Source organism: Enhygromyxa salina, assembly GCF_002994615.1.
GTDB classification, from domain to species: domain Bacteria; phylum Myxococcota_A; class Polyangia; order Nannocystales; family Nannocystaceae; genus Plesiocystis; species Plesiocystis salina_A.
The window spans coordinates 1-8789 of record NZ_PVNK01000027.1 but is presented as its reverse complement, the minus strand read 5'-3'; the positions used below and the strand labels follow the sequence as shown (position 1 = coordinate 8789).

Annotated in this window: 5 protein-coding genes and 2 pseudogenes; 6 read left to right on the top strand and 1 reads right to left on the bottom strand. The window is 68.7% G+C overall.

What is annotated here, in order from left to right; all coding sequences use genetic code 11:
* Nucleotides 1-129 precede the first annotated feature (129 nt).
* The gene (locus ENSA5_RS02945) at nucleotides 130-1140 is read right to left on the bottom strand and encodes a hypothetical protein (protein ID WP_106390031.1); all 1011 of its coding nucleotides are present in this window, start codon (nucleotides 1138-1140) and stop codon (nucleotides 130-132) included.
* 243 nt (nucleotides 1141-1383) lie between these two features.
* On the opposite strand from ENSA5_RS02945, the gene ENSA5_RS02940 reads away from it, so the two are divergent.
* The 6 genes and pseudogenes from ENSA5_RS02940 to ENSA5_RS02920 form a co-directional block, all read left to right on the top strand.
* Nucleotides 1384-3099, top strand: a complete 1716-nt coding sequence (locus ENSA5_RS02940; protein ID WP_181197287.1) for a serine/threonine-protein kinase — start codon at nucleotides 1384-1386, stop codon at nucleotides 3097-3099.
* Complete coding sequence (locus ENSA5_RS02935) at nucleotides 3096-3992, top strand: hypothetical protein (RefSeq protein ID WP_181197285.1); 897 nt, start codon at nucleotides 3096-3098, stop codon at nucleotides 3990-3992. The genes ENSA5_RS02940 and ENSA5_RS02935 overlap by 4 nt, the downstream gene beginning before the upstream one ends.
* Before the next feature lie 38 nt (nucleotides 3993-4030).
* Nucleotides 4031-5275, top strand: coding sequence for a hypothetical protein (locus ENSA5_RS02930; RefSeq protein WP_181197283.1), 1245 nt, complete (start codon nucleotides 4031-4033; stop codon nucleotides 5273-5275).
* Nucleotides 5272-7218, top strand: coding sequence for a phospholipase D-like domain-containing protein (locus ENSA5_RS02925; RefSeq protein ID WP_106390027.1), 1947 nt, complete (start codon nucleotides 5272-5274; stop codon nucleotides 7216-7218). Before ENSA5_RS02930 ends, ENSA5_RS02925 begins: the two co-directional genes overlap by 4 nt.
* 83 nt (nucleotides 7219-7301) lie before the next feature.
* A pseudogene (locus ENSA5_RS39660) lies at nucleotides 7302-7541 on the top strand (DEAD/DEAH box helicase family protein); the annotation flags it as partial.
* A 33-nt stretch (nucleotides 7542-7574) separates the two neighbouring features.
* A pseudogene (locus ENSA5_RS02920) lies at nucleotides 7575-8789 on the top strand (hypothetical protein); the annotation flags it as partial.

The following is an 8789-nucleotide window of genomic DNA, read 5'->3' as shown; positions in this document are numbered from 1 at the left end:
GTCGCCAAAACTTGCAGTACGCCCGGTACAGCGGCGTTTTGGCTTCGCGCCCTCGGCGAACATTCCGGCGCGAGGCGACACGATGCATTGCACCCCGGGCTGCTAGCACCCCGGGCTGCTAGCAGCCTGCTAAAAGCGCATCTGCCACGAGAGCACGGCCTGGCGCCCGGTCTGCTTCCCGACCCGGACCTCGTCGACCGCGAGCATCACGCCGCCGGTCACCACCAAGGCCGAGCCGATCCCGATCGCGGCGATGCCGGACACCGTCCCCTCGTAGAGCTCCGGGCAGTCTGCGGCGCCCGCGACCGGGTCCTGGCCGCCGGGGCACTTGCCATCGAGGCCGAGGAGCACGCCGCCCGCGGCCACCGCTCCAACCCCGATCACCGCCACGCTGATCTCTGCCCAGCGCGGGAGCATCCGCTTGGGCGGCGGTGGCGGCGGCTCGGGCGGTGGGGGCGGCGCGACGACCTCGCACTCTTCCTCGACCTCGGCCGGGTAGTAGATGACCTCGGACACTCCGTCCTCGCCGAGCTCGAGCTCGTGGCGCTCGGGCGGCTCGCTGCCGTCGGCGGATTCGATCCAGACCCGGTGGGTGCCGAGGTAGAGCGGGCCCGAGTCGGCCGTCGCGGAGTGCTCGTCGACCACGATCCGGCACGAGACTCGGCAGTGGACCTGGATCGACGCCGCGCCCTGCTTCTCGAGCTTCTTGCGCCGCTGATCGTGGAAGTTGACCAGGGTCGGGCCAAAGCGCTTGATCGGCAGCTTGCGCTGACCTGCGCTCATGAGCAGCGCGTCCATGACCTGCGCGGCCTTGTCCTCGTCTTCGGTCAGGAGCAGCGCGCGGGCGAGGTTGAGCTGGCTCAGATCCAGGGCCTCGCGGCCCTTGGGATCGGCGGCGATCTGGGGGCCGAAGGCGAGCAGAGCGGTCAGCGCGGCCTCGAGCTGGGCGAGGTTGGCCTCGGGGTCGCGGTTGACCGCGATGTTGGCCTCGTCGACGGCCGCGAGCGCCTCCGCGTAGTCGCCGGACGCATCGGCCGGGGCAAAGGCGAGCGTCGGGGCGGGGAGCTTGGGTCCGGGCGCAGCGTAGCCTGCGACTGCGCTCAAGGTCGCGAGCGCGCAGGTGAGGATCGGCGAGGCCACGGCGAGAAGATATCAGAGTCGACGCCGAGCCCGGGCCGCCGCCGCCCGCGGTGCGGGGGCCGGCAACAGCGCGCTGACTGTCCTGGCCCCTGCCACCGGTTGCGGGACCGATCTGGGCCGATTCGGGTGCGAAGCACGTGCCCGAGTCCGTATTCTTGATCTCGGCCGTGCTCGCACGGCACCATGACGACCCGACCTCGCGCTGAGCCGCGAGCGTCCTCGCGAACGCGAAAACAGTCCCTCGTGCGCCACCTCGGCCAATATCAGCTGCTACGCAAGATCGGATCCGGCGGGATGGCCGAGGTCTGGTCGGCCCGCATCCAGGGTACGCAGCCGAGCGAGGACCGCTTCTTCGCCATCAAGCTGCTGGCCTCGCACCTCAGCGAGCGCGAGGAGTACCGCGAGATGTTCCTGGCCGAGGCCCGGCTGTCGATGATGCTCGGCCACCCGAACATCGTGCAGGTCTACGACGCCGTCGCCCACGACCACGACTGCTACATGGTCATGGAGCTGGTCTCCGGCATGACCCTGTCGCAGTTCCAGCGCGCGCTCGCGCGCGAGCACGAGCGGCTGCCGCTGACGATCGCGGCCTTCATCATCGGCGAGCTGCTTCGGTCCTTGTCCTACGCCCACCAGGTCCGGACCGACGCCGGCTCGGTCATCGTCCACCGCGACGTCTCGCCCCAGAACGTGATGGTGACCACGACCGGCGAGGTCAAGCTCATGGACTTCGGCATCGCGCGCTTCGCGACCGAGGAGACCCAGGGCTCCTTCGTGAAGGGCAAGCTGCAGTACATGCCGCCCGAGCAGCTGCGCAAGCAGACGCGCAAGCCGACGGTCGATCTCTACGCCGTCGGCGCGATCCTCCACGAGCTGATCGACGGGCGCCGGTTCCGGGGCAAGCTCGACCAGGGCAAGCTGCTGTCGATGGTCATGAGCGGCGAGGTCCCGCCGCTGCGCGACCCAAGCGCGATCCCGCCGGCCCTCGACCAGGTCCGCAAGGGCCTGCTCGAGCCCGACGAGGCCGCCCGGATCCCGACCGCGCGCAAGGCCCTGGGCATGCTCGTGCGCTGGCCCGAGTACCGCGAGTCGAACAGCGATCTTCGCCGGCTGGTCCTGCGCTTCGTCGAGCCCGACTCGGTGTTCGAGATCCCCGAGGGCAGCAAGGTCTCGAGCGTGCCCGAGGGCTCGTGGGGCGGCATCCCCGACTGCAGCGACTCGATGCAGTACGGCGAGACCTATCCGCGGCCGAGCACCGACTCGCAGCTCGACGTCATGGCGGCCGCCCAGACCGTGCCCACGGGCTCGGAGCTGACGGCCGAGGAGGACCCGGAGCTCCTCTCGGCGAGCGAGGTCTTGCCCGTGCAGCGCGCGCGCCGAAAGGGCTGGCCCTTCGCGCTCGCGGGGGTCGGCGTCGCCGCGGCGCTCGGCGTGGGGTTCATGGTCCTCGGCGTCGGCAAGCGCGGCTCCGAGCCCGAGCCCGAAGGCGCCGCCGTGGGGTCCGAGCAGCCCCCCGGCGACGCGGCGGCCAGGGCCGCGGGGCCCGAGCAGCCTCCTGAGCAGCCTCCTGAGCAAGAAGGGGATGCAGGCGAGCCGCCCGAGTCGGCCGGGCAAGTGGTCGACGAGGCGGCGGCCGAGACCGGCGGCGAGCTCGCGACCGAGACCGGCGACGAGGCGGCGGCCGAGACCGGAGAAGAGGGCGCCGACGCCGAGCGCGAGCTCGTGCCGATCGAGTTCGTCGCCAACGAGTTTTTCTTCGTCTATGTGCGGGTCAACGGCCGGGTCCTGACCCTCGAGCCGCGAGCCCGGATCCAGCTGCCCGAGGGCAGCTACGGCGTGCAGCTGCGCCAGTCGCCCGACGAGAAGTGGCAGCGCGCTGGACGGATCAAGATCGAGTCTGACGCGGTGTATCGGGTCGAGATGCGCAAGCCCAATGACCTGAAGCTGGTGAAAAAATGAGCAAGCTGGACTGGTGGGTTGGCGTCGGCGCGCTCGCGTTGGCGGCCAGCTGTGTGCGCGTGCCCAACCCCCATTATGTCGCCGACGGTGACAGCGGCAGCGAGACCTTCGCTGACGACACGGGCTCCGACTCGCAGCCCGGCGACGGCGACACGGGCGATGGAGACGGCGACACGGGCCATGGAAAGGGCGACTCCGGCGACGGCGACACGGGCGATGGCGACGGTGACACCGACTGCGAGCCCGGCATGGCTGGCTGCCCGTGCGGGGTGCTCGAGAGCTGCGAGCCCGGCCTCGCCTGCGTGCTCGGCGACTGTATCGAGGCCGACTCGTGTGGCCCCGTGAACGACGCGGTCCAGGTCAGCGCCGTGCCCACCTACATGATGGGCGTCGATCCGCCGATGCTGCCCGCAACCTTCATCTGCGTGCTCAACGGGCAAGATCAGGGCAACAAGGCCGTGCTCAACGTCGAGCAGTGCGGCGCGATGGAGCTGCTGCAGGGCCTCGTCATCGAGGTCCAGCCCAAGGTCGCGCCGATCGAGGAGCTGCTCGGCAACCCCAACCTCGCCGCGACCGTGACCGTGGTCGAGGAGCCCGAGGGCTTCTTCGTGCGCATCGAGGCCAACGGCATGGACCTCTACTACATCGATGGGACCTCGCTGGTCGCCGATGGGATCACCGAGTATCCCTGGGAGGTCGAGCCCTTCTCGTCCTCATGCGGCACCACGCCGACGATGTGCGGGGAGGTCGAGCGGCTCGCGATGTTGATCGACGGAGGCGTGGTGTTCGACGGCAACGCCGAGCAGGCGTCCGAGGCGGCGACGGCGTGGATCGAGACCAACGTCGACGAGTGCGGGGGGCGGATGTACGAGCTGGTGTTGCTGGCTTACTGAACAGGAGGCCGGCGCTGGATGCAGTCGGGGTCTGAACGATGTCACTGTCGAACATGATGCTCACGACCAAGGACGACGAGCTCCTCGGCGTGGCGAACCGAGCGGACGGGATGGGGGTGCTCGCGATCTGGTCCGTGCGAGCGCGGGATCTGGTGCCGCATCTGACGGAGCAGACGACGCAGCTGCGAGGCTTTCAGGTGCTGTGCGAGGCACTCGCGTTGTGGGAAGGGTTCGAGGCCGAGCATTCGGAGTTCGCGGGTCGGGTCGACGATTTTTTCATCTTGATCGAGCAGGCGTTCGCACGCACGGTGGTCGTGCGTCGGGGGCTCGATCGACGCGACGCGTGGCCGCTGCCGGGGGCAAGGCGGGTGCGAGGGCGCTTCGACGACGTGCCCCACATCTCGCGGACGGACAGGCGCTGGCACCTGCTGGGCGGACAAAAGGCGAACGGGGTGTGGGGGTTGTATCGCGGCGCCGCGGGGCGAGCGGGGTTGCTCGACGCGGGGCTGTTGCGGCTGTCTGAACCCACGCGCGAGGCAAGACGGCATGCGCCCGGCATCGAGGGACGCGCGCGCAAGAAGTTGTTGACCATGGTTCGTGCGGCGATGGCCGGTGAGACGGTCGAATTGCCGAACCGGGCGAACAACCCGGTGGTGCGGGCGATCGAGCGCTGCTTCGAGGATGTACCGCTCGCCGACCATCTCCACGCCCACCTCGTGGAGGGCCACGCGCTCAATCGTCGGCTCGCGCGGCGACTGCGGGGACGAAAGTCGGTGTCGCATCGAGCCTTCCTGGAGACCGAGCGAAGGCGGGCCTCCGGTGAGATGGCGCTCGCTATCGAGCAGGCGATCCGTTGCGAAGACCTGCTCGCCGTGGTCGAGTCCGTGTTTCGCTGGCTGTGTGCGCATCGGGGCAAGCGACTCGACACGATTGCTCCCGACTTGCCAGTCGAGCCGGGGGCGCTCCGCGAGGCGCTGGGTCGTTTCGCCGACTCCGGCTACTACGGGACGGGGATCGCAGCCCGTCGCCATCAGCTGTTTTGTCAGATCGATCCATCGAGCCGGGTTGCGGTGGCCCGCTCGGTGCTCGAACTGCACGCCACGATCAGCAAGAGTCGAGGGCGCGCGGCCTGGGTGTGGGAAGAAGACGGGCGCTTGCGCTCCGACCTCGAGCTAGAGATCCCCCAAGACGACCTCTTTGTCGCCGGGGTAGCGTGGCGAAACGACTACTATCTGGAGCCGCTGCGAGCGATCACCAATCAGCTCCACGAGGTGCGGGCGTGAGCGCGCCGGGCACGATTCGCGAACGGGTCGAGCGCGCCGTCGACTGGTTCCACGTCGTCGACGCAGTGGTGCTCACGACGTTCAACTTCGATCCCGCCTTCGTCGAAGAGCACGTGCTGCCCACGGTGCTCGGAGTCGAGGGAAGCACGGCCGCGGCCAAGCGGGCGGGGCTGCACGCGCGCCTGGGTGAGGTTCCCTGCGCGGTCTACTACGACCCGAGCACGCGCCCCAAGACCTCGGGTCGCTACCGCTACGTCGCGCGCCCGGTCCCAATTCGAAACCGGTACTTCCATCCCAAGTTGATCATCATCGCGGGCGAAGACGACGAAGGCACGGGCTGGGTGTATGTGGCGGTGACGTCAGCCAACCTCAGCATGTCGGGCTGGGGCCGCAACGTGGAGAGCTTTGGCGAGACCTGGATCCATACCCAGAAGCAGCAGAGTCACGGGGCGCTCGAGGCATTCACAACCTGGCTGCAAGGCTATACGGCGCGCGGTGAACGGGGGAAACGGGTCGACGCCATGGCGCGAGTGCGGGAACGTCTCGCCCAGCTGCCGAATCGACGGCGCTTCACGGACGATCCCGAGTGCCCATGGAGCGGAACCCTGCGAGCTCGGCTGTACTTCTCGGTTGTCCATGACGCGGGGCTCGCAGACTTCCTCCAACAAGGTCGCTCGCGGCGGGCCACCGAGCTGTGGGCCGCGAGCCCTTACTGGGCCGACGTGCCCCAGCGTATGGTTGCGTTCAACGCCCGTTGCACGGTGCTGCTGCCGGCGCTGCGGCCCCGCGACCAGAGGCTCGCGCTGTCGCGGGGCCAGCATGCCGACCTCCTGGAGGCGATGCGCAAGCGCGGCGGCGACGAGCTCGCGGTCCTCCGCAACGCGGACGACGGCGGGGATCGGTTTTGGCACATGAAGGCGTACTTCATTGCGTACGACGGCGTCGCCTACACCGCGGTCGGGAGCTGCAATTTCACCCGCGCGGGCCTGGTCGGAGCGGGCGGCAACGTCGAGGCGATGTTGGTCATGAAGGGGGAGCCCGACTGGTTCCCAGACGGCGAAGCCGTCGACCCCGACAACTTGGCCAGCGAAGGTGAATCTGAAGAGGGCGCGCCCGAGCCAAGCCCGGTGGCCATCTGCGTGGCCTGGGACTGGGCCGATGAACGCTGGCGCTGGTGGATCGACCCGGGTCCCGACCAACACGACTTCGTGCTCGAGCTCCCCGAGCTGGCCCCGATCGAGACCGAGGGCGGCGTGCACGAACAGGTCGGGCCACCTCCGCCGCGCGCGGCGACCTTCACCGTCGCGTATCGCGAGGGGGACCGCCGACATCGGTGGCAAGGCGTGGTGGTGGAGATCGGTCTCGACCACAGCACCCGAACTTACGGTCGGCCCCTCACTGCCTCCGAGATCCTCGAAAGCTGGCGAAGCCAGGCTCGCATCGAGCCGGGTGGCGAAGGCGCGGTGCGGGGCGAGGAGGGGAGCGAGGAGGGGGACGACGACGAGCAGACGCTCGACGAAGCCGCGGCGTTCGACGTGGGTAATCTCTACGATCTGTATCGCTCGATGCGGGCGCTCCGGGCCCGCTTGCACGAGCTCGAGGAGCGCCCCGACTTGCAGCGCGGTCTGCTGGTGGCCGGGCCCGCCAGCGCGATGAAGGTGGTGCGCCAGGCCGAGCGCGCCCGCGGCCCGGCACCGGTGCGATTTTTGGTGTTGCGTGAGCTGGGGTCGGTGCTTCGAAGCTGGCATTCGGTGGTCGGCGACCGCAAGCTGGTCACCCGCACCCGTGAGGTGACCGCACGGCTGCGCGCAGAGGTGCTCGCTGGACTCGAGACGGAGCTAGGGCGCGACGCTGGGCGGGCCGAAGAGATGCTGCGCTGGTTCGAGCGACAGCTCGCGCGGCCCGACCGAATACGGGGCGCGGCCAAGGAGACCAGCCCGTGAAGCCCTTCCAACACCGGATCCACCCCGATGACGTTGGCGAGCTGATCGACCTCTCCCTTCATGGCGATCCCGAGACCGCGTCGATGGCCGCGATGCAGCGTCGCGGGGTGGCGGCGCTCCACAATATTTTGTGCCGCGAGAAGGTCGCCTACCTCGCCGACGAGGTGGGGATGGGCAAGACCTACCAAGCGCTCAGCCTGGCCGCGCTGGTGTGGAACGAGCAACCCGACGCTCGAATCTTGTTCGTGAGCCCGCGACACAATTTGCAGGTCAAGTGGCTCGAGGAGTACGAGAGGTTCTTCGCCACCAACTATCGCCGCGAGCAGGGGATTGGGGACGATCGCGCGGCGTCGGTCTTGTTCGGCTGGCCGACGCATCGAGCCCAGGAATTCGGCAACCTGCGCAGCTGGTGCCGCAGTCTCGGTCTCGACGAGGCGATCGCCCCCTTCGTGCGACACACGAGCTTCACGCGGCCCGTCTACGTGACTCGAAAGGACACCGACGACCTGCGTGCCCTGTGGGAGCGCAGCGCGCAGCGCTTTCGCAGCTGGGGTTTGTTCGACTACGAACGCCCGCGCAAGATGAACGCGGACAACGCCTCGCGAAAGCTCAACCTGGCCTTCGCGGACGCAGTGAACGCAAAGCTCTCCGACCTCGCTCGGCGAGCTGAAAAAGACCGCTACTTCGACCTGGTGGTGGTCGACGAGGCGCAGTGTCTGCGCCACCCCCAGAACCAGACGAACACCGTGCTCCACCGGATCTTGGACGGACAGGTCGATCGGTGGCTGTTCATGAGCGCCACTCCGGTGCACGGTTCGACGAATGACCTGTTCTCGCTGCTCGATCACTATCCTGGCGCGGGAGAGTTGTTGCCGCGTGAGGCCGCGGCCGACTTGCCCCGACTCCAACGCGAGCTGCGGCGCTTTTTGGTCCGTCGACAACGTCGCTACCGGACTGCGGGCGGCGAGACCGAGGTCGCCAAGACCGAGTATCGCCGCCACGATCGCGTTGGCTGGGGCGTGCGCGATGACCAGATGAGCGTCCTCGGAACGCTGGCGATGGGCCTGGTCCAAAAGCGCCTCGTGCCCGTGCTCGAGGGGCGAAACAATCGGTTCCGCATCGGCTTTTTGTCCTCGTTCGAGAGCCTGCAGAGCTCGCTGCGGGGAACAGGCGTCGAGCCGTCGGACACGCGCGATGCGACGGGCGCCACCGACGAAGCCGGCGATGCTCACGGGGACTGGCACCGCGACGTGGCCGAGGGGGCGGCCGAGGCCGAGGCTCCCGACTCGGGGTTCGTCACCCGCCTGAGCGAAGGTTTTCGGGGACGCTTTGGACGAGATCTGCCTCATCCCAAGATCGACGCGGTCGTCTCTCAGGTGGCCCCGCTGGCCTTCGGCACGGCGGAGCAGGCCGGCGGCGTTAAATTCTTGATCTTCACGCGTCGGGTCAGCACGGTCGAGACTCTCCGTCGGCGGCTCATCAGTGAATACCACCGCACGCTCGAAGCTCGGATTCACAAGTCATGGAAACGGCGAGTTGACTGGGAGCGCGGGGGGGGCGAGCTAGGGGAG

Excerpts from the sequence above, each read along its gene's own strand:
- ENSA5_RS02935 (WP_181197285.1), top strand. The coding sequence starts at position 3,096 with ATGAGCAAGCTGGACTGGTGGGTTGGCGTCGGCGCGCTCGCGTTGGCG.
- ENSA5_RS02930 (WP_181197283.1), top strand. The coding sequence starts at position 4,031 with ATGTCACTGTCGAACATGATGCTCACGACCAAGGACGACGAGCTCCTC.